The following is a 19,251-nucleotide window of genomic DNA, read 5'->3' on the forward strand; positions in this document are numbered from 1 at the left end:
GTTTGGCTAATATGAAAGAAAATGAAAAGGTAATTATGGAAAAAGGGATTCATACGGACTTTAAAGAGAATATGACGTACGGGGAATATTTACAATTAGATAGTTTACTATCTTCTCAAAAGAGATTATCAGACCACCATGATGAAATGTTATTCATCGTTATTCACCAAGCAAGTGAACTTTGGATGAAGCTCATTTTACATGAGTTACATGCAGCAATTGAATCTATTAAACAAGATAAATTGCAACCAGCTTTTAAAATGTTAGCACGTGTATCAAAAATTCAGTCTCAAATTATTCAATCTTGGGATATTCTTGCGACATTAACACCATCCGAGTACATTGAGTTTCGTGACTCGCTCGGTCAAGCTTCAGGTTTTCAATCGTATCAATATCGTATGATTGAGTATGCGCTTGGTTATAAAACGCCACATGCATTAAAAATTTATGAAAAAGATCCAGAATTACACGCTCGACTTCATACGGCGCTACATGCACCAAGTTTATATGACGTCGCAATTCAAGCACTTGTAAAAGAAGGATTCCCTATTCATAAAGATGTGTTGAATCGTGATATTACACAGCCTTATGAAGAAGACGCAACAGTAGAAGCGGCATGGCTTGAAGTGTATGCCGATGTGAAAAAATATTGGAACTTATACCAACTTGCTGAAAAACTAATTGATATTGAAGATTGGCTACAACAATGGCGTTTCCGTCATATGAAAACGGTAGAACGAATTATCGGACATAAAATGGGAACAGGCGGCTCTTCTGGTGTATCTTATTTAAAACGAGTACTTGATCAACGTTTCTTCCCAGAGCTTTGGAATGTGCGCACGAAATTATAAAAACAAACCTGTCAGTTCATTACTGGCAGGTTTGTTTTTTATTTGAACACAAGTATGTTTTAATTAAAGCTACAAGATATAATAAATTAGGTAATGAATTAATTGGAGGTAAAGTATTGGATTTCAAGCAGCTAGAAAATAAATTTGAAAAGAAAAAAGTAAATACATTTCTTGTTTATCAAAAAGGGGAATTAACAACTGAGTATTATAAAACACCCGAATGTGCAAGTAATTTATATAAAATAAATTCGATTACAAAAAGCATTGTATCTATATTAATAGGTATTGCAATGGATAAAGGATATATAAATGATATACATACACCGATTACAGAGTGGATTGAAAATGTATCTAATGAAAAGCGGGATTTGGCTCTTTATCATTTATTAACGATGACTACAGGTGAGGATTGGAAAGAATTTGGAAATGGAGTAGTGTTCCCAAATGATTTTGTAGAATCGGATAACTGGGTGCAGTACATATTAGAAAAACCAATAATTGAAGAACCCGCTACAAAAACGAATTATAACTCAGGGTCTTCGCATTTGCTTAGCTACATTATCCAAAAAGCTACTGGAATGTCGACAGAGCAGTTTGCGAAAAGATATTTATTTGATCCATTAGAAATTACCGAATATGAGTGGCAGCAAGACCCGCAAGGAGTACATGTTGGCGGCTTCGGTATGAAAATGAAGTCTAAAGATTTATTAAAGTTAGGAATATTATGTTTACAGAATGGATATTGGCAGGGGAATGAAATCGTATCATCGAAATGGTTAGAAGAATCAAGTACGGCTCTATTTGAAACGTATGAACATGTCGGGGCATATGGATATCACTGGTGGGTATTGAATAACGAAAGATTTCACATACCGTATTGTATGTACTTTGCTATGGGATATGGCGGGCAATATATCGTTATCATGCCGCAGTTAGAAGTCGTAGCTGTAATAAGTAGTCATATGCCTAAACGTGGGCTCGTTCCATTAAAGTTATTTATTGAGCATGTACAAGAGAATTATAAGTTTATATAAGGAGAGGAGAGAATGTATGAAAGGTGTAAAAACGTTATCTTTATTTAGACTATGTTTAAGCCTTTTAGCATTTAGCGCCCTTATTACGCAATTTCTAATAAGGGCACAAGTGAAACCGTTTAATCCAGTTAATTTCTTTAGTTTCTTTACAATTGAAAGTAATATTTTAGTTGCATGTATTCTCCTTTTAAGTAGTATTGGAACAGCTACATTTGGTCGTTCAGAACAGTTTGGTATACTTCGTGGTGCGGCAACTGTATACATACTTACGACTGGACTCATTTATTTTTTATTATTAAGAGGTTTAGAAGAATCACTTCAAACCGCAATACCATGGGTAAATACGGTGCTACATTATATCATGCCGATTGCAATGCTTTTAGATTGGATTCTAAATCCACCTAGTAAGAAAATCACTTGGAAACAAACTGCAAGTTGGCTCTTATTCCCGTGTTTTTACGTTGTATATAGCTTAATGCGTGGTCCACTTGTGAATTGGTACCCTTATCCGTTTTTAGATCCGAGAATAGGTGGATATGGTAGACTATTTTTATACAGTATTGGGATAGCAGTTGTGATTGGTGCTATTTGTATATTGGTAAGGTTTTTAGGGAATCGAAATTTAAAAAATGAATTTTAGAAATGAAAGAATCCCACTGTTAAAAATGTAAACAGTGGGGTTCTTTCATTTTATCGACTTGTCTTCTGGAACGACATCTTTATAAATTTCTCCGTCTTCGTTTCAAATTCTACATCAACAAAAACACCATATTCTTCTCCATCTTCACGTAGCCACAATTTAAATTTTTCAACTGTTATTTGAACGGTTTTTGGTTTTCTACCTATATGAAGATAATCGACAATTTCTGCTTTTGGGTATTGTTCTTTCGTCTTTTCTACAGCAAGTTTACCCCATTTCGCATAAGGTGGCTGCGCATGAACAATTGATGAGCTGGTATATATATTTGAACATGTTGTTATGAAAAGAATGACGAGTGCGACACGCATTAACAATTTCTTCATGATTAACTCCTTTTATCTTTTTTTATATTGTTTACATATTTTTTCAACGATATGAGTTTGGATTTTTTTGTCTTCTTTACATAAAAGCGAGGCTTTTACAAAACATAACCAAGAAATCATTTACATAATTAAGGAGGGAAAATTATGCGCCAAAAAGCTATTTTTAAAATAGCAGTTTTACTTGCGTTCATAGGACTGTCTTTAATGGTCAGTAGTATACAACTAAAGAATGTAGAAGCCTTTTCTAATCAAGTCATTCAAAGAGGGGCATCTGGCGAAGATGTCATTGAACTGCAGTCTCGTTTGAAATATAACGGATTTTATACGGGAAAAGTGGATGGTGTTTTCGGATGGGGTACATACTGGGCACTTCGAAATTTTCAAGAGAAATTCGGATTACCTGTTGATGGTTTAGCTGGAACTAAAACGAAACAAATGCTAGTAAAAGCAACGAAGTATGACAAGTCAACTGCTAATAAAGGAACGACAACGAATAAAGGAAATAGTGGTGGTACTGCACAGGAAAATAAACCACCTCAAAATAAAGGGACAAATGTTCCAAATGGTTATTCTCAAAATGATATTCAGCTCATGGCAAACGCAGTATATGGAGAATCTCGTGGTGAGCCATACTTAGGACAAGTTGCAGTAGCTGCGGTTATTATAAATCGTGTTACAAGTGCATCGTTCCCAAATACTGTATCAGGAGTAATATTTGAGCCGAGAGCCTTTACGGCAGTTGCGGATGGCCAAATATATTTAACACCAAATGAAACAGCGAAAAAAGCTGTATTAGATGCGCTAAATGGATGGGATCCAACAGGAAACGCATTGTATTATTTCAATCCAGATACAGCAACAAGTAAATGGATTTGGACTCGTCCACAAATTAAAAAGATTGGGAAACATATTTTCTGTAAATAGAGCGGAGGTGGAACTATGTTACGAGGTATTATAATCGTATTATTAACAGTCGGTGTAGTTGGAACAGGTTATTGGGGTTATAAAGAGCATCAAGAGAAGAATGCAGTATTAATTCGAGCAGAAAATAGCTATCAACGTGCGTTTCATGATTTAGCATACGAGGTAGATTTATTGCACGACAAAATTGGAACAACGCTTGCGATGAATTCACGTGCATCTTTATCACCTGCATTAGCAGACGTATGGAGATTAACATCGGAAGCTCGTTCGGATGTAGGACAACTTCCTTTAACATTAATGCCTTTTAATAAAACGGAAGAATTTTTAGCAAATATCGGTGATTTTAGTTATCGTGCAGCTATTCGTGATTTAGAAAAAGAACCGCTAAATGATCAAGAATATAAAACGTTGCAAACGTTATATTCAAACGCAGGTAACATTCAAGATGAACTACGAAAAGTACAACATCTTGTATTGAAAAATAATTTACGCTGGATGGATGTTGAGATGGCACTCGCATCAAATCGTGATCCTGCAGACAATACAATTATTGACGGATTAAAGACAGTAGAGAAAAATGTAACATCGTATTCGTCTACAAACTTCGGACCGACCTTTACAAGTGCGCAAAAAAATAAAAAAGGCGGATTTGAAGCAGAAGGAAAAGCAATTTCTAAAGATGAAGCAGCGAAAATTGCAAAATCGTTTTTGAATTTAAAAGGAAATGAAAAAGTAGATGTTGAGAAAAGTGGAAAAGGTGCAAAAGAATCTTTCTATAGTGTGAAAATTAAAGATTCCGCAACGAATAATGAGTTTTATATGGATATTACCGGAAAAGGTGGATATCCAATTTGGGTAATGAATAATCGAGAAATTAAAGAACAAAAAATTAGTTTAAACGATGCAGGAAGTAAAGGTTTGAAATTCTTAAAGGACCATAAGTTTAATAATATGGAGCTTTATGATAGCTCACAATATGATAATGTTGGAGTATTTACGTATGTAGTAAATGAAAATGGCATACGAATTTATCCAGAGGCAATCCAAATGAAAATCGCTTTAGATGACGGTTCAATCGTTGGATTCTCCGCTAAAGAATATTTAGCATCACATCAAAAACGAACAGTTCCATCAGCAAAGCTAACTGCAGCAGAAGCAAAAAAGAAAATCAATCCAGATGTTAAAGTTATGGAAGAACGCAAAGCTGTCGTAGTAAATGATTTGCATAATGAAGTACTTTGCTATGAATTTATAGGTACTTTAGGGAAAGATACGTACCAAATTTTCATTAATGCAAATAGCGGTGCAGAGGAAAAAGTGAAGAAAATGCAAGCTGTTGAAAAAATTTATGATTAAACTTTAATAGTAAAGTGGTGAGAATAATGAAAATCCTAATATATATGTTAATGCTTTGCTTTTTTATAACTGGATGTAGTATTGGAAAAAAGGACAATCCAAACGAAAAACCAGAGCAAAAAAATGTTTCGACGAAAAATGTTAATTATGCGAACAAATCCAATAAGCCAAATGAAAAAGCAGCGGACCATTTAGCATCTTTAGCCGCAAGTGTGCCAGGTGTAAATGATGCAACAGCGGTAGTGGTTGGTAAATATGCTATTGTAGGTATAGATGTAAAAGCGAAACTCGATCGCACTCGTGTTGAGTCTATTAAATACTCTGTTGCAGAAAGTTTAAAAAACGATCCGGATGGTGCTAATGCAGTCGTTGTAGCAGATGTTGATACGTATGAACGACTAAAACAAATTGGAAAGCAAATTAAAAAAGGAAAAACAGGCGAAGGTATTCTTGATGAGTTAGCAGCAATCGTTGGCCGAGTAATGCCACAAGTTCCAAATGACATGATTGAAAATCGAGAAACGAATCCAGTTAAAGATAATGATAAACAATTACCAAAAGATGAAGAACAAGAACTAAGAAAAGAGCAGAATGACCAATCAAATAATCATTTAAATAAATAAAATTAACTTTTACCCTGTACTGAATTGTGCAGGGTTTTTCAATATAATATTAAATATTCAGTTTATTTTTAAGGGAATATATGGTTTAATTAGTATGGGAGGGACAACTGTTATGATGAAAAAAGGCGCATTAATATTTTTTAGTTTATGCTTAGGTTTCAGTATGACAGCGTGTGAACAGAAGAAAGAAGTGAAAAAACAAACAGCAACTTCTTCTACTGTGATGGAAAGGGAGAAGAAAGAATCTATTAATATAAATCATTTCTCGAATATAAATGAAGGAATGACTTATACAGAAGTGAAAGATGTAATTGGTTTTGATGGTAATTTACTTATAGAAGAAGGGGTAGAAGATTCTACACAAATTAAACAAATTTTTGCTTGGAAAGGAAGCGATTCGACTGCATTAGTTGAAATTACCTTTTTAGATGGAAAAGTACACTCTAAAGTGCAGCAAGGTTTAAGTTAATAAGTAAAAATGGGAGAGTTTCGCATGAACATACATACAGGGGAAATACAATTAGTTCCGTTTAAAGAAAAATATAAAGAAGTTATACAAACATTTACTTTACCAAGTGAACAAGTTCGATTCACATTAGATCCAAGTGAATTGCTGGAGAAAGCTAAGAGTGATCGCACAAAAAATGTAATTGTTATTTTAGATTACAACGGGGTACCTGTTGGTCTTTTTGCATTGCAAACAGGAGATAGAGTACAGGAGTTCACAGACAATCAGGATGCTTTACTTTTAACATCGTTTTCTATAAATCACAATAGACAAAGAAAAGGATATGCTGAAAAGTCATTGGCATTATTACAAGGGTTTGTAAAATGCTATTTCCCGATAAAAAATGAGGTTGTACTTGCTGTAAATGAAAAAAATATTCCTGCACAAAATTTATACGAAAAAGTCGGCTTCCAAGATAAAGGTTTTAGAAGAATGGGACCGATTGGTCAACAAATAATAATGCATTTACCTATCATGAAATAACGAGAAAAAACTTACTCTTGCATAACAAAGTAGTAAGTTTTTTTATGTAGACAATAAGAGAATACATATTAATAGGCTATATTTAAGAGTAAAGAAATTGTAGATAGTTACATAAAAAATAAAGTTACTTGAAATACATTTAGTTTTTATAGTTATACAATCATTAATTAATACTTTTGGGAGGTATAAGTTTTATGGAAATCATTCAATTACTAAAGAAGGATGACTTATTTAATAAGGCCATAGATGTTTTTTGGAAAGAATGGGGTGAGGAAGGTGGGCGTGCATTCTATGAAGATTGTATGATTAATGCTCTAACTGATCCAAATGACATACCGAGTTTTTACATTGCAAAAGTAGATGATGAGATCATTGGAACGTATGCATTAATTCGCAATGATTTAAATAGTCGTCAGGATTTGATTCCTTGGCTAGCATGTTTGTTTGTAAATGAGAAATTTAGGGGCGATTCTGTAGGAGCAAAATTGTTGAATCATGGACTGCTAGAAGCTGCAAAGAGAGGGTACCAATTTCTTTATCTTACTTCAGATCTTAAAGACTATTATGAAAAATATGGATGGGAAAAGATTGGAGTTGCTTATGGACCTAGTGGAGGGTATATACCTTTGTTTAAAAAGTCAACGGATCTATAACGAAATTAAACAATTATAAGAACCTTACTTCAATACAATGTAGCAAGGTTCTTGTAGTTTATATTAAAATTAAATCACTTTACATCAATTGGGTAACACATTTATACGAGGAGAAATGATATGACAATTTATATCGCATTACTAAGAGGAATCAATGTAGGAGGGCATAAGATAATCAAAATGTCTGATTTAAAGCAAATGTTTGAATTAATAGAGTTAAAACAAGTAAAAACATATATTCAAAGCGGTAATATCGTGTTTGAATCTGAAAAAGATATTGATTTTCTAAATAAACGAATACAATCGGAAATTCAAAACGTTTTTAGTTTTGATGTGCCTGTCATGTTAAGAACAAATGAGGAATTTATAAATATGATAAAAAGGTGTCCTTATGAAGCTGATTCATTGTTAGAAGGGGAAAGTATACATGTTGCTTTCTTAGCAAATGAACTTTCTGAAATAGAAAAAAATCAGCTGCTTATGCAAAAAAATGAGACTGAAGATTGTTATATAGATGAAAAGGTAGTGTTTTTGTTTTTCAAAAGTAGCATTCGAAACTCTAAATTAATGAACCAGTTTCAGAAGTTACATATACCAGCTACAGTAAGGAATTGGCGGATTGTGAATAAATTAAAAACGATAGTTGAGGGTATGTAAATATAAAAAGGTGAGATTTTCTGTATAGAGAAAATCTCACCTTTTTATTTATATTGTTTTGCGATTATAAGTTCGACAATAGGATAAATAAAGAATGAAGAGCAAAGAGCAATAAAAAGTGGAAGATTCTTTATTTCATCGAGTAATAGGAATGCAAATCCTTCTGATAATATTAAAATAAAAAACATAAGGCATATAAGTACAAAATAAGCAATTTTAAAGCTTTTATATGTAATTTGCTGTCCCATTTCATCTTGGCTTTCTTCCGACACGCCGTTTGGATCTCCCCAAGTAATTTGATTAATTAAATTACTAAGTATTAACGAAAAACCGAATATTGTTCCGCCTACAATTGAACCTTCCGTTATATATTTATATGCGCCATGTAAGAGGATTCCGAGTAATGATATAACGATGATTATGAAAATGATTTTTTTATGATTCAATTTAGAAATAACACCTCCTAAAATGTAAAAAACTATTTACACTCATAGTATAAAATTGGAAAGGTTTTATGTCAAATACTTTTTACATAAAGGGGCAAGAATACGATATTTTGTTTTTACGATAAATAAAAAATTACATTACATTTGAATGTAAAAGAATGGGCTCGCATATATTTGGAAGGGATGTCAGATTAATTTAGGGGGTAGTTATGTCTATTCTATTAAAAGCTGGTGCTGATGCAGGAAATAACGGTTTGAAGTTAATGGTGAAAGGGCAAGATCCTATTTTTATTCCGAGTATATATGCTTTATATATAGGAGAGCCTACTGGATTGTTAGATGAGGGAGATGTTTCGTTATCTGAGTTAGAAAATCACATTGACGTGACCATTAGTTCTCCATCGTTAATGTTAAATAATGTGCGGTATATCGTTGGAGAAAAGGTCATTCAAGATCAATTAAAAGGTACTGAGGTTGAGAAGAAATCAAATAAGTCAACTGATGAGTTAATGGTTATTACAATTTTATCTGGTTTAGCGGTAAGTGCTATGCGTCAAAGTCCAACTTCTAGCCATATTAATATTCGATATGATTTATCTGTTGCTCTTCCTATGCAGCTCATTACACAAGAAATAGCTGCGGAAAATGCAAAACGTTATATGGGTAATCATAAGGTTGTGTTCCATTATCCTAACGGGCGTGATGTGACAATTAATATTTCAATCGAATATTGTAAATGCCTACCTGAGGGCGCTTCTGGGACGTGGGGCATTGTATATGATGAAGAAGGAAATGTTGTGAAACATAAAATAGAATGTGAACAAAATCAAGTATCAGAAATTGATTTTGTTGATAAAACACTCTTATCTTTTGATATAGGCGCTGGGACGACAGAAGAAGTAGTTTCATTAGGTGTTAACTTTAGACCACAATTAAGTAAGGGTTTATCATATGGTGTGAAAGAAACGTTACTACAAATTATTACAAGATGGAACCGGAAATATCCAACAAAGACGATTGATAGCATTACAGAGTTTAACCAAATTTATTTAAATGAAAAGCACCCTAGAAATGCGTTATTAGTTGAGGAATCACAACCAGCATTATTAGGATTAGCAGCGCGTGTCGCAACGGATATCATAAATAAAATTGATGATATGAAGGACGATCCATACGTGTTTATTTATGGTGGGGGCGCAGTAATTATTAAAAATAGTTTAAAGATGATTTTAAAACAAAAAGGACGACTAACAAATGTAATCTTTGTAGATAATCCTTTATTTACAAATGCACGTGGATTATTAGTCTACACTTGTTCACCAAAATATAGAGAGCATAAGCAAAAAGAGTTAGGATTTACAAACTTAACGATAAGTTAGTTGGTGGAAGCATGCGATCTAGGCGATATAAACGTGGTGATCGAGTGAAAATCAATATTCATAAGTCAGTATCACCTGAAATGCTTGCATGGCTAAATAAACAATCCAACCCAACAAATTTCTTTTTCTTTGCGGCGCAGCAACTTTTTAAACAAGTAGGAGATATTGATGTGTCAAAAGCTATACCAAGTAGCCATGTTTTCTCATTATACGTAGAGCCATCTTCCATATTAAAGGTTGAAGTAAACCCTTTTAAAAACGTACCACTAGAAGCTAATAAATCCACCGAAAATATAAAAAAAAAATCATGGGAATCTGTTGATCAATTAGATTGTCCATTTTTTTAAACATAGAAAAATATAAGTATTGCCCATCACTATACATATGGATACGGTGATGGGCCTTTTTTACATGTAACGAATAGAAGGGGCGCACCATATTTTATGCCCCTTCTATTCGTTATTTATTTATAATTTAGATGTATGTTCAGTAACAGCATAGATTATGTCTTCCCAGTCATCTGGATGAATTTCATGTCCGGCACCTTTAAGGGTTAATAGAACAGCGTTAGGAATTTCATCAATTAGTGCGAGACCATGTTCGAAAGGAAGTGCAGTATCGTCTGTTCCATGAATAACTAATGTAGGTGCCTGTATGGAGTGAAGCACACCTTCATATGCATCATCTCCTTGAAGTAATGCATGATTAAACATGCTTAATAAATTGTTAGCTCGTTCAATTTCTTGTATTACTTGTTTATAGACTCTATTTTCATCAAATGTTCGTTTGGACCCGCATAATAGGCGAGATCCGGAAACTAAATATTCTGCTACAACTTTATCATTTGTCCAATCTAAATGTGTGCCATTTGCGTGATGTGTTAAAATTCTTTCATCCATCGGAGGTAAATCACGCGTGTTATCGTCAGAGCCTATTACGCTTGTAGCGAGTAATGTTAACGATAAAATTCTTTCAGGATGTTTTACAGCAGCAATTTGAGCGATCATACCACCTAAAGACATACCAAATAGATGCGCTTTATCAATATGATAAGCATCTAGTACACCAATTGCATCTTCAGCCATATTTGTAACTGTATAATTGGAAGTACCAGGTTCATATGCAACAGATCGTCCTACATCACGGTTATCAAAACGAATAATAAATTTCCCTGTGTTAGCCAACTGCTCACAAAATTCTTCATCCCAATACACCATTGAACACGTAGCCCCCATAATTAATAAAATAGCTGGGTTTTTAGGGTTCCCAAAGCTTTCTGTACATATATCAATCCCGTTTACTTTAAATATCTTTTCAGTCATAGCGTTCTCTCCATTTCTTTTGAATTAAATTGAAAATACAGTTTTGAAAGATTCTAAGGTGTGTGCAAGTATCGTTTTGGAATGTATAATGCCTCTTACATAATTACCCCCAAAAATAAGTTTATGATAATTCAAGGCAAAAAATTTTGAGAAATATTTGTATGTTATTAAAATAAACAGCAAGGAGGAGAGGAAATGAAAGCGATTGTTATAGATCAATATGGTAATGTTGAAGAATTAAAAGAAAGACAAGTTTTAAAACCGGTTGTTCAAGATAACGAGGTATTAATACGTATTTTCGCAACATCTGTTAATCCTGTTGATTGGAAAATTAGAAAGGGAGACTTACAAGAGCAGTTACGATTTTCATTTCCAATCATTTTAGGGTTAGATGCAGCTGGAGTTATTGAAGAAATTGGGGTAGAAGTAGAGGAATTCAAAATAGGAGATAAGGTGTTTACGAAACCTGAAAATATAGGACAGGGCTCTTATGCTGAATTCATTACAGTAAAATCGGATTTAGTATCCTATATGCCTACTAATCTAAGTTTCGAGGAGGCAGCTTCTATTCCTCTTGCAGGACTTACAGCGTGGCAAAGTCTTGTAGATTATGCAGAAATAAAAGAACATGACCGAGTACTCATTCATGCGGGAGCTGGTGGAGTTGGAAATTTGGCAATCCAAATTGCAAAATCATTTGGAGCTTTTGTTGCGACAACTACGAGTAGTAAGAATGAAGAGTTTGTAAAGTCTTTAGGAGCAGATCTCGTTATTAATTATAGAAAAGATAAATTTGAAGAACTACTATCAGATTTTGATATTGTATTAGATACAATAGGTGGGGAAGTACAAGAAAAAAGTTTTCAAATAATAAAACCTGGTGGTGTTTTAGTATCGATTGTCCATGAACCAATTCAAAAAGTAAATGGGATAAAATCAGGATTTTTATGGCTAAAACCAAATGGAAAGCAACTTGAAGAATTATCTGATTTAATTGCACGTGGAAAAATTAAACCAATCATAAGTAAAGTTGTACCGTTTAATGAAGCAGGGGTTAGAGAAGCTCATATTTTGAGTGAAGGTCAACATGTAAGAGGTAAGATTGTAATGAAATTGGAATAAAAATAATAAAGTAACTTCCGAAAAGTCATTATACCCCAAACAAAAATATTTTGGGGTATTTACTTATTAGCTTAAAGATATTGTGCATATGCTTCTAAAGCGTATAATTTCGTATTGTATCATGTAATTTTTCTAAACCAATCAACATATCTTTTTCATTTAACATAGAATAGCTAATCCTTAATTGGTTATTATTTATATCGTTATTTAATAAACAAGCTGTTCCTGGTAAAAAGGAGACATCCAATTCATTTACTTTTTGTAATAAGGTAAAGGGGTCTATCGAATCAGGGAGTGTAATCCATAAATTAAATCCACCATTTGGTATTTCAAAGCTTATTTCTTTAAGTGGTGATAATATATCAATCGTTATATCACGTCTAATTTGTAAAGCTGTACGTAATTTTTCTAAATGATTTTTCATACGTTCTGCACGTAAAAAAGGTAAAAGTGCTTTTTGTGTTAATAAAGGGCTACCGATATCCATTGAACCTTTTACAGCATGTAACCATTCGAAAATAGGTCCATCAGCAATAAGTGATGCGATACGCAGTCCTGGTGCTAACGTCTTACTAAATCCTTTTATATATATTACGTGACCGTTTGTATCAAAATTTTTAATCGGAGGGGGAACAGTCGCGCCCTCAAAATATATTTCTCCGAACGAATCATCTTCAATTATAAAAAATTCATATAGCTCTGCTAGTTCTATCAGTTCCATTCTCCGTTCTTTACTCATTACTGTACCTGTTGGGTTCTGGAAAGTTGGATTCGTATACAATAAAACAGGATTTTTACTTTGACAAATATCATCGATTAAGTCAGAGCGAATTCCATGATTATCAAGAGAAATAGGTATAATTTGAGCACCTTTATTGATGAAAATATCAAGAGCAGCACTATAACAAGGACTTTCCACTAATACAATATCTCCAGGCTTTAATAATGTTTGAGCAATTAAATCAATTCCTTGTTGTGCTCCGCTTGTAATTAATAATTGAGATGGGTCTGTCAGTAATTGCTGGTGTTCATGTAAGTAATTTGCTATCTCAACACGTAGTTCATAATCACCTTGAATTGGCCCATAAGTTGCTAAGATCATCTGGTCTTTATTAAGTATTTTATGCATTTCGTCTGCCAAGAATGGATTTGGTAATAAGCGAGGATATAAAATCGCTTGTGAAAAATCGTAATATTTCCGATGCTGATTTATTGCATATTGAGATCGCATAACATTAATCGTTTTCGCTTGTTGCCATTTATACGGAATTGGTTTGAAATCTTTCTTTACATGTTTATGTATATAAGCACCTTTACCTTGCTCAATACGTATATATGACTTTTTTTCTAGCTGCTTATATGCTTTACGAACAGTTAATAAGCTAATCTGTAAATCTTCGGCCATAGAGCGTAAAGATGGAAGTGCGTCACCATGCGAAAGCATACCACTTTGTACTCTTTCAACAATTTGCATATATATTTGCTGATAATACGGTATGTTAGATTCTTTACGAAGGACAATCTTCATGGTTTCACCTTTTTCATTTTTATTTAATTAAAGCGAAAAATTTAAAGAGAATCAACTACGATTTTAGGCAACTGTTATATACATAGTTACACTGTTATACACCACACCTTCTATACTCATGTTAAGAGTAAAAAGGAGGAAGGAAAATGGTCATTATTAATTATATTTTAGTATGTATTATTTTCGGAACAACATTTTTAACGATAAAAATAGGAATTGAAGCAGGGGCGCCTCCATTATTTTCAGCAGGAATTCGTTTCTTTTTAGCAGGCGTAATTCTGATGATTATATTTAAGCTAAAGCGAAAAGAAATAATGCCACATCTATTTTCAAAACGTATTATGTATGCTGGTTTTTGCTTAACGTTTATGACATTCGCTACATTATACTGGGCGGAACAATATATTTCCTCAGGGTTAGCTGCTGTACTATCTGCTACAGGGCCGATGATGATTTTGTTATTACAGGCAAAGAAAAATAAAACCAAATTACAAAAAGAGCAACTGCTAGCTTTAATTATTGCACTCATAGGCGTTGTTTTTGTTTCTTTACCAGGAATGCACCAAGAAGTAAGTTTTATTTGGAGTATCGCTTGTTTTATTTTAATAATTGGAGAGTTATTTTACGGAATAGGTTCTATTCGCTCAAAAGAAATACTTTCGGATTTACAAAGTGTATCACCGTTTCTCATTAATGGCATTCAAATGTTTTATGGAGGTGTTTTACTACTAATCGTGTCTGTCATAGTAGAACAACCGAATGTAACTGTATTAGCTTCATGGAGTGTACAGTGGCCTATTTTATATCTTATCTTTATCGGATCAATTGGTGGGCACGGATTATATTATTGGCTCTTATCAAAAACAAATCCTGTATTCCCGTCAACATGGTTATATGTATCACCCTTAATTGCTATTATTGTAGGGTATATTATATTAGGTGAACCTTTAAATCCTACAATGGGGATAGGTGCTTGTTTCATTTTGGTTGGTGTATTTTTAGCTAATCGATCCACACTCCGGTCTTATTTCAAACAAGGGAGATTTTTTGAGAAGGAAATGTAGTTGTATAAAGAAGCAGCCCTGTATAAAATAGGGCTGCTTTAATTTTATTAAAGATACGGATTGACTTTATTTATTGGAAAGTCGTAATATTATTAAGCTATATGAAAGAGAACTGTAAATAGAGGGGGAGTTATTATGAAAATAAATTGGACTGAAGTAAAGGAACAAATTCGACCGCGAATTTCAAAACCATCATATGAAACTTGGTTTACGAATACTACTGTTTATTTAGAAGATGATATATTAACAATTTATTGTCCGAATGAATTTGCACGTGACTGGTTAGAATCTCATTACAAAGAATTAGTATTTAATACATTAAGAGAAATGTTTCATACGACGTTTGAAATTCAGTTTGATCTATGTAATGGCGAACCACCTAAGTTGAAAGATGTTCGAAAAGAAAGGCTTAATAGCTGGGATGAAGTAAAGAAAGCATTAAGGCCTAAAGTAGCAGAGAAAACATTTATGACGTGGGTTAGAAATACAAATGCTAATATTGAAGATAATAAATTAATAATCTTTTGTGAAGATGCTTTTCATCGTGACTTGCTTGAAGGGGAGTATAAAAATATAATTTCAAGTACCGTACAAAATCTTACAAATGAAGAATATCAAATTTGGTTCGAAATAAAACCAAACACTACTCCTACATTGCAGATACATCATGCGCAAAATAATCAGCACACTCCCATACAAGAGGAATACAGCACAATTTGGAATGAAATAAAAGATAAAATGCAAGTAATAATTTCAAGACCTTCATATGAAACATGGGTTAAAGAAACGACAGCCAGAATAAATGAAAATTCATTGATCATTTATTTTGAAAATGAATTCCAACAAGGATGGGTTGAGCATTCTTATAAAGATTTAATTTTAGAAATAGCTAAAGAGTTAACTGGAAATACATATGAACTGCAATTTGAATTGAAAGCAAATACATATGCAAACGATAATGATGAAAAATCAAAATCTACTATTGATAATACAATTTCTGAAATAGGGGAGCAGTTCAAAGGCTCTACTAATAATTTTAAAAACAATGATGTAGGCGAGAGTGATAAACGCATTCAAGCTTTAGAAGAAAAAATAGTGAACTTGGAAAAAGTGGTTGACATATTGGTGGGGAAATTAAAGGTAGTAGAATTAAAAACACAGTTGGAAAAATAACCAACTGTGTTTTTTACTTAATTTACTTTTTTTATAAATCCTTTATAATGACGTTTCACAAGCTGACTTTCTAAAGTCTTCATCGTTTCAAGTGCTACACCGACGATGATAAGTAAGCTGGTACCACCAATTTGCGCAGAAGGCGGTAACGTAGCAATTTTCGTGAATACGAGCGGTAAGATCGAAATTGCTCCTAAGAAAATTGCGCCGATAAATGTTAATCGATATAAAATTTTCGTTACATATTGTTCTGTTGATTTACCAGGGCGAATACCAGGTACATATCCATTTTGCTTTTTCAAATTCTCAGCCATTTGTTCAGGATTTACTTGAATAAATGCATAGAAATATGTGAAAGCAACGATAAGACCGACATAAAGTGTCATTCCAATTGGATGTGCAAAATCAAGATTTGCAACAATCCATTTTGAGACGCTTGAATCAGGGAAGAGCTGCGCAATTGTACGCGGCGTCATTAAAAATGCAGAAGCAAAGATTACTGGAATTACACCAGCACTATTTACTTTAAGAGGTAAATGAGTGTTTTTTGCTCCTTGATATTGATTGTTTCCTGAAACAGCTTTTGCATATTGAATCGGTATTTTACGCACAGCTTGTTGTATGTAAATAACACCAACAACTATCGCTAAAATAACGAGACCAATTAAAACCATCTTTATGATGTGCATGAATAATTGATCGCCTGCATTTTGGAATTGTTGCAGATAAACTTGGTTCGCAACATTTGGAATTGCTGCTACAAGTCCTGCGAAGATAATCATCGAAATACCATTACCAACTCCGTTAGCGGTAATTTGTTCACCTAACCAAAGTAAAAATGCAGTACCTGCAGTTAACACTGTCGCAATAAATAAGTATGTAGTCCAGCTTTGATCTGTTATTAATTGTCCACCTGCTATATTATTAAAACCATAAGACATCCCAATGGCTTGTATGAATGCGAGAATGATTGTAAAGTATCGAGTGAATTGAGCTGATTTCTTACGGCCCATCTCTCCTTGCTTTGCCCATTCCGAAAATTTAGGTATAACGTCCATTTGTAGTAATTGTACTATGATGGAAGCTGTAATATAAGGTGTAATACCTACAGCAAAGATTGAGAAGTGTTGCAGTGCTCCTCCGCCAAATACGTTTAGCATACCTAAAACGTTAGCTTGATCTTGTACTTTTAATACCTCTGCGTTAGTATGAGGAACTGGAATAAACGTGCCAATTCGAAAAACGATTAGCATCGCTAGTGTAAAAAGAATTTTGTTTCTTATCTCAGCTACTCTCATGAAATTTGAAATCGTACGAAACATTATGTCGCCTCCTATATTTTTATCAGTTTAAAACTGATTATTATATCCCGATGAAGTAACCACAAACCTCCTTCCGCATTAAATTCATTTGACAAATGGATTTACATACATTTTGTAGTTTTCATGGATATAAAAATATAAGGTGTTTTTTAACGACCTATAAGCTTTTCGTAATCATTCAATACACATAATATATCGAATAAATTAACAAATGTACATACATACGCATGAAAAATGAATAAATAGGGTCATTTTTTACATTTATTTAATGATAAATTGATAGGACATTATTATTAGGGATTGTTATACATGTTATAAAAATAAAGGTGAGACATTATGATTTATAGCTAATATTCATTCGAATGTGTCAGCTAATAGTTTCTCCCAATCTTTAAAGGATAATTTATTAGTTATATGTTTTAGTGCATTAGGTACAATAATATGACAAATAAGTTCTAAGCTATTACCATCTGGATCAATAAAATAAACAGATGCATTACCTTGATGTGGACGGACAAAAGGTGCAATAGATTCATTACTCCCAAACGGAACAGCTTTAATTTGAAGTGAGTGTAACCAATTTAATGATTCTTTTAAATCCTCATATGAAACTCTAAATGCAATATGACGTAAAGAAGGATGATATTTCGTTTCACATTCAGAACCTTCCCATAACCCCAGCCAACTCATTCCTTCTTCAATCCAAAAGAATGCTGTTGATTCATCGCTCCAAGCTAATTTCAACCCTAGTTTTTCATAAAATTCAATTGAGTTTCTTAAATTGCTAACCGGTAAGTGTGCTTCGTATATTCCTTTAATCAATTTAAATCCTCCTTTATTCTTACAATTTCTTATCATTACTATAGCTGTTAAAAAAGAATATAGAATCGAGTAAAAGTATGAAAGTACATACAACTTTAGTAGTAAATAATCTTATTTCAATTAAGATTTATGCAATTAAGAAATTTGTTTATTTAAAAGGGATTTATCAAATTGAAAGATAAATAAATTGAATAGATACTTAATAAGGGGATGATATAAATGAAAGTAGTTGTAAAAGAATTACGACCATTAGAAGTGGCATTCATAAGAAGAACTGGTAGTTACTTTGAACCACAAGATCATTGGGGGAAGTTATTGAACTGGTCTATTGAAAATAAGCTTTATCCACCGGAGCAATCATTTATCGGAATCTCATTAGATAATCCTGAACTTGTTGCAAGCCATATGTGCCGACATGATGCTTGCGTGACCATACCTGAAAACTTTGAAAAAGAACAACATGAGGGTGTGCAATTTAAAAGTGTAGATGGAGGTCTATACGCTCTATACCAATTCTATGATGAACCTCATAAATTAAGTGTAGCGTATCAATACATGTACGCAGAGTGGCTACCAAATAGTGAGTATGATGCAGATTATGATAGAGATAATTTAGAGTTTTGCTTAAATAATGTTGCAGAAGATTTAGAAGGAAAGTTAAAGGTTGATTTATTTGTGCCAATTAAAAAAGTACCAATAAATATGAATGCAAATAAGTAGTATGTTTCTATCTAGCATTATCTTTACTATATTTTTTATTTGCTAATCAAATAGTAACGGAGGATACCGGCGTATTGGATGATATGTTTTTAAAAGATTATTGGGTAGAGAAAACATTAAATAAACAATTAAATGAGACGAGCATATACTAATAAATGACACAATGCATAATTTATAATCGTATTTGAAGAGCACCTTAAAGTGCTCTTTTTTTATTGAAATTCATGCACTTATATAAGTT

22 protein-coding genes are annotated in these 19,251 nt (G+C 33.1%); 16 read left to right on the forward strand and 6 right to left on the reverse strand.

The window, feature by feature from the left end; translation table 11 throughout:
• Window positions 1-11 precede the first annotated feature (11 nt).
• From kynA to VF726_RS21120, 3 genes are all read left to right on the forward strand, one after another.
• Window positions 12-851 (forward strand): tryptophan 2,3-dioxygenase, encoded by an 840-nt coding sequence (gene kynA, locus VF726_RS21110; RefSeq protein WP_074608709.1) that lies wholly within the window; start codon window positions 12-14, stop codon window positions 849-851.
• A 116-nt stretch (window positions 852-967) separates the two neighbouring features.
• The gene (locus VF726_RS21115; protein WP_440171815.1) at window positions 968-1,885 is read left to right on the forward strand and encodes a serine hydrolase domain-containing protein; all 918 of its coding nucleotides are present in this window, start codon (window positions 968-970) and stop codon (window positions 1,883-1,885) included.
• A 16-nt stretch (window positions 1,886-1,901) separates the two neighbouring features.
• A complete protein-coding gene (locus VF726_RS21120; protein ID WP_440171816.1) occupies window positions 1,902-2,525 on the forward strand; it encodes a Pr6Pr family membrane protein in 624 nt (207 codons plus the stop codon).
• Window positions 2,526-2,575: 50 nt separating this feature from the next.
• On the opposite strand, the gene VF726_RS21125 is transcribed toward VF726_RS21120, so the two are convergent.
• Complete coding sequence (locus VF726_RS21125) at window positions 2,576-2,908, reverse strand: DUF3889 domain-containing protein (RefSeq protein WP_440171818.1); 333 nt, start codon at window positions 2,906-2,908, stop codon at window positions 2,576-2,578.
• Window positions 2,909-3,052: 144 nt separating this feature from the next.
• On the opposite strand from VF726_RS21125, the gene sleB reads away from it, so the two are divergent.
• The 7 genes from sleB (at window position 3,053) to VF726_RS21160 (ending at window position 8,112) form a co-directional block, all read left to right on the forward strand.
• Complete coding sequence (sleB, locus tag VF726_RS21130; protein ID WP_440171820.1) at window positions 3,053-3,832, forward strand: spore cortex-lytic enzyme; 780 nt, start codon at window positions 3,053-3,055, stop codon at window positions 3,830-3,832.
• A gap of 15 nt (window positions 3,833-3,847) precedes the next feature.
• A complete protein-coding gene (gene ypeB, locus VF726_RS21135; RefSeq protein ID WP_440171822.1) occupies window positions 3,848-5,188 on the forward strand; it encodes a germination protein YpeB in 1,341 nt (446 codons plus the stop codon).
• Between the two features lie 26 nt (window positions 5,189-5,214).
• Window positions 5,215-5,811: a YhcN/YlaJ family sporulation lipoprotein gene (locus tag VF726_RS21140; RefSeq protein ID WP_440171824.1), complete on the forward strand. Its 597-nt coding sequence runs from the start codon at window positions 5,215-5,217 to the stop codon at window positions 5,809-5,811.
• A gap of 112 nt (window positions 5,812-5,923) precedes the next feature.
• The gene (locus VF726_RS21145) at window positions 5,924-6,280 is read left to right on the forward strand and encodes a hypothetical protein (RefSeq protein ID WP_440171826.1); all 357 of its coding nucleotides are present in this window, start codon (window positions 5,924-5,926) and stop codon (window positions 6,278-6,280) included.
• A gap of 24 nt (window positions 6,281-6,304) precedes the next feature.
• Complete coding sequence (locus VF726_RS21150) at window positions 6,305-6,802, forward strand: GNAT family N-acetyltransferase (protein WP_440171828.1); 498 nt, start codon at window positions 6,305-6,307, stop codon at window positions 6,800-6,802.
• 194 nt (window positions 6,803-6,996) lie between these two features.
• Window positions 6,997-7,455: a GNAT family N-acetyltransferase gene (locus tag VF726_RS21155; protein WP_440171830.1), complete on the forward strand. Its 459-nt coding sequence runs from the start codon at window positions 6,997-6,999 to the stop codon at window positions 7,453-7,455.
• Window positions 7,456-7,575: 120 nt separating this feature from the next.
• Window positions 7,576-8,112, forward strand: a complete 537-nt coding sequence (locus VF726_RS21160; RefSeq protein WP_440171832.1) for a DUF1697 domain-containing protein — start codon at window positions 7,576-7,578, stop codon at window positions 8,110-8,112.
• Between the two features lie 44 nt (window positions 8,113-8,156).
• On the opposite strand, the gene VF726_RS21165 is transcribed toward VF726_RS21160, so the two are convergent.
• On the reverse strand, window positions 8,157-8,558 hold the full coding sequence (locus tag VF726_RS21165; protein ID WP_440171834.1) for a hypothetical protein: 402 nt from the start codon (window positions 8,556-8,558) through the stop codon (window positions 8,157-8,159).
• Between the two features lie 209 nt (window positions 8,559-8,767).
• Between VF726_RS21165 and VF726_RS21170 the strand changes: the two genes are divergently transcribed.
• Complete coding sequence (locus tag VF726_RS21170) at window positions 8,768-9,937, forward strand: ParM/StbA family protein (RefSeq protein WP_071759329.1); 1,170 nt, start codon at window positions 8,768-8,770, stop codon at window positions 9,935-9,937.
• An 11-nt stretch (window positions 9,938-9,948) separates the two neighbouring features.
• Window positions 9,949-10,284 carry a hypothetical protein gene (locus VF726_RS21175; protein ID WP_061679806.1) on the forward strand — a complete coding sequence of 112 codons (336 nt, stop codon included), beginning with the start codon at window positions 9,949-9,951 and terminating at the stop codon, window positions 10,282-10,284.
• 120 nt (window positions 10,285-10,404) lie between these two features.
• Here the strand turns inward: VF726_RS21175 and VF726_RS21180 are convergent, their stop codons facing one another.
• Window positions 10,405-11,259 carry an alpha/beta fold hydrolase gene (locus tag VF726_RS21180; RefSeq protein ID WP_440171836.1) on the reverse strand — a complete coding sequence of 285 codons (855 nt, stop codon included), beginning with the start codon at window positions 11,257-11,259 and terminating at the stop codon, window positions 10,405-10,407.
• 195 nt (window positions 11,260-11,454) lie between these two features.
• Here VF726_RS21180 and VF726_RS21185 point away from each other — a divergent pair, with 195 nt between their 5' ends.
• Window positions 11,455-12,381, forward strand: a complete 927-nt coding sequence (locus VF726_RS21185; RefSeq protein WP_440171838.1) for an NADP-dependent oxidoreductase — start codon at window positions 11,455-11,457, stop codon at window positions 12,379-12,381.
• Between the two features lie 94 nt (window positions 12,382-12,475).
• Here the strand turns inward: VF726_RS21185 and pdxR are convergent, their stop codons facing one another.
• Window positions 12,476-13,909 (reverse strand): MocR-like pyridoxine biosynthesis transcription factor PdxR, encoded by a 1,434-nt coding sequence (gene pdxR, locus VF726_RS21190; protein WP_440171840.1) that lies wholly within the window; start codon window positions 13,907-13,909, stop codon window positions 12,476-12,478.
• Window positions 13,910-14,055: 146 nt separating this feature from the next.
• Here pdxR and VF726_RS21195 point away from each other — a divergent pair, with 146 nt between their 5' ends.
• Window positions 14,056-14,973, forward strand: a complete 918-nt coding sequence (locus VF726_RS21195; protein ID WP_440171842.1) for a DMT family transporter — start codon at window positions 14,056-14,058, stop codon at window positions 14,971-14,973.
• A 135-nt stretch (window positions 14,974-15,108) separates the two neighbouring features.
• Entirely contained in the window at window positions 15,109-16,146 is a 1,038-nt protein-coding gene (locus VF726_RS21200; protein ID WP_440171844.1) for a DnaA N-terminal domain-containing protein, read from the forward strand.
• A gap of 17 nt (window positions 16,147-16,163) precedes the next feature.
• Here VF726_RS21200 and secY read toward each other — a convergent pair whose 3' ends face one another.
• Window positions 16,164-17,468: a preprotein translocase subunit SecY gene (gene secY / locus VF726_RS21205; RefSeq protein ID WP_087956173.1), complete on the reverse strand. Its 1,305-nt coding sequence runs from the start codon at window positions 17,466-17,468 to the stop codon at window positions 16,164-16,166.
• Between the two features lie 354 nt (window positions 17,469-17,822).
• A complete protein-coding gene (locus VF726_RS21210) occupies window positions 17,823-18,290 on the reverse strand; it encodes a VOC family protein (protein WP_000589645.1) in 468 nt (155 codons plus the stop codon).
• 219 nt (window positions 18,291-18,509) lie between these two features.
• Here VF726_RS21210 and VF726_RS21215 point away from each other — a divergent pair, with 219 nt between their 5' ends.
• Window positions 18,510-19,010: an AraC family transcriptional regulator gene (locus tag VF726_RS21215; protein ID WP_440171847.1), complete on the forward strand. Its 501-nt coding sequence runs from the start codon at window positions 18,510-18,512 to the stop codon at window positions 19,008-19,010.
• Window positions 19,011-19,251: the final 241 nt, after the last annotated feature.

It is taken from the genome of Bacillus sp. Brlt_9, assembly GCF_051948935.1.
Lineage (GTDB): Bacteria > Bacillota > Bacilli > Bacillales > Bacillaceae_G > Bacillus_A.

Bases quoted from the DNA above. Each gene is read 5' to 3' on its own strand.
- kynA (WP_074608709.1), top strand. From the start codon at position 12: ATGAAAGAAAATGAAAAGGTAATTATGGAAAAAGGGATTCATACGGAC.
- VF726_RS21120 (WP_440171816.1), top strand. From the start codon at position 1,902: ATGAAAGGTGTAAAAACGTTATCTTTATTTAGACTATGTTTAAGCCTT.
- VF726_RS21125 (WP_440171818.1), bottom strand. From the start codon at position 2,908: ATGAAGAAATTGTTAATGCGTGTCGCACTCGTCATTCTTTTCATAACA.
- sleB (WP_440171820.1), top strand. From the start codon at position 3,053: ATGCGCCAAAAAGCTATTTTTAAAATAGCAGTTTTACTTGCGTTCATA.
- ypeB (WP_440171822.1), top strand. From the start codon at position 3,848: ATGTTACGAGGTATTATAATCGTATTATTAACAGTCGGTGTAGTTGGA.
- VF726_RS21140 (WP_440171824.1), top strand. From the start codon at position 5,215: ATGAAAATCCTAATATATATGTTAATGCTTTGCTTTTTTATAACTGGA.
- VF726_RS21145 (WP_440171826.1), top strand. From the start codon at position 5,924: ATGATGAAAAAAGGCGCATTAATATTTTTTAGTTTATGCTTAGGTTTC.
- VF726_RS21150 (WP_440171828.1), top strand. From the start codon at position 6,305: ATGAACATACATACAGGGGAAATACAATTAGTTCCGTTTAAAGAAAAA.
- VF726_RS21155 (WP_440171830.1), top strand. From the start codon at position 6,997: ATGGAAATCATTCAATTACTAAAGAAGGATGACTTATTTAATAAGGCC.
- VF726_RS21160 (WP_440171832.1), top strand. From the start codon at position 7,576: ATGACAATTTATATCGCATTACTAAGAGGAATCAATGTAGGAGGGCAT.
- VF726_RS21170 (WP_071759329.1), top strand. From the start codon at position 8,768: ATGTCTATTCTATTAAAAGCTGGTGCTGATGCAGGAAATAACGGTTTG.
- VF726_RS21175 (WP_061679806.1), top strand. From the start codon at position 9,949: ATGCGATCTAGGCGATATAAACGTGGTGATCGAGTGAAAATCAATATT.
- VF726_RS21180 (WP_440171836.1), bottom strand. From the start codon at position 11,259: ATGACTGAAAAGATATTTAAAGTAAACGGGATTGATATATGTACAGAA.
- VF726_RS21185 (WP_440171838.1), top strand. From the start codon at position 11,455: ATGAAAGCGATTGTTATAGATCAATATGGTAATGTTGAAGAATTAAAA.
- pdxR (WP_440171840.1), bottom strand. From the start codon at position 13,909: ATGAAGATTGTCCTTCGTAAAGAATCTAACATACCGTATTATCAGCAA.
- VF726_RS21195 (WP_440171842.1), top strand. From the start codon at position 14,056: ATGGTCATTATTAATTATATTTTAGTATGTATTATTTTCGGAACAACA.
- VF726_RS21200 (WP_440171844.1), top strand. From the start codon at position 15,109: ATGAAAATAAATTGGACTGAAGTAAAGGAACAAATTCGACCGCGAATT.
- secY (WP_087956173.1), bottom strand. From the start codon at position 17,468: ATGTTTCGTACGATTTCAAATTTCATGAGAGTAGCTGAGATAAGAAAC.
- VF726_RS21215 (WP_440171847.1), top strand. From the start codon at position 18,510: ATGAAAGTAGTTGTAAAAGAATTACGACCATTAGAAGTGGCATTCATA.